Source organism: Pseudoalteromonas sp. S3260 (assembly GCF_005886925.1).
In the GTDB taxonomy this organism is placed as follows: Bacteria; Pseudomonadota; Gammaproteobacteria; order Enterobacterales; family Alteromonadaceae; genus Pseudoalteromonas; species Pseudoalteromonas tetraodonis.
Map to the genome: position 1 here is coordinate 1 of NZ_PNCV01000289.1, position 395 is coordinate 395.

General features: G+C 50.4%; 1 pseudogene. It reads left to right on the forward strand.

What is annotated here, in order from left to right:
• Positions 1-395, forward strand: a pseudogene (locus tag CWC14_RS18510) (MATE family efflux transporter); the annotation flags it as partial.

The window sequence follows — 395 nt, forward strand, 5'->3', positions numbered from 1 at the left end:
GCCTGCCTGGGTTCTTTGTTTACTCGCTGTTTCGCAATGTGGCTGAGGGGAAGGCCTACACCGCGCCTGCATTTTATATTTCAATTATCGGTTTGCTGGTGAATATTCCCGCCAATTATATATTTATACACGGCCACTTCGGCGCACCTGCGCTCGGAGGTGCTGGATGTGGCGTCGCTACGGCCCTCGTCTTTGCGGCCATGGGCAGTGCTCAGTTTATTTATAGTTTAATAAGTAAACGCATCGATGGACCGGGTGTGTTTCGTCATTTTGCCAAGCCTGACGGCAGTGCTATTTGGGCGATGTTTAAGCTCGGCGTGCCGCTGTCATTAGCGACCTTTTTCGAGGTGACGTTATTTGCTTGTATTCCTTTATTTATTGCCTCGCTGGGGGCT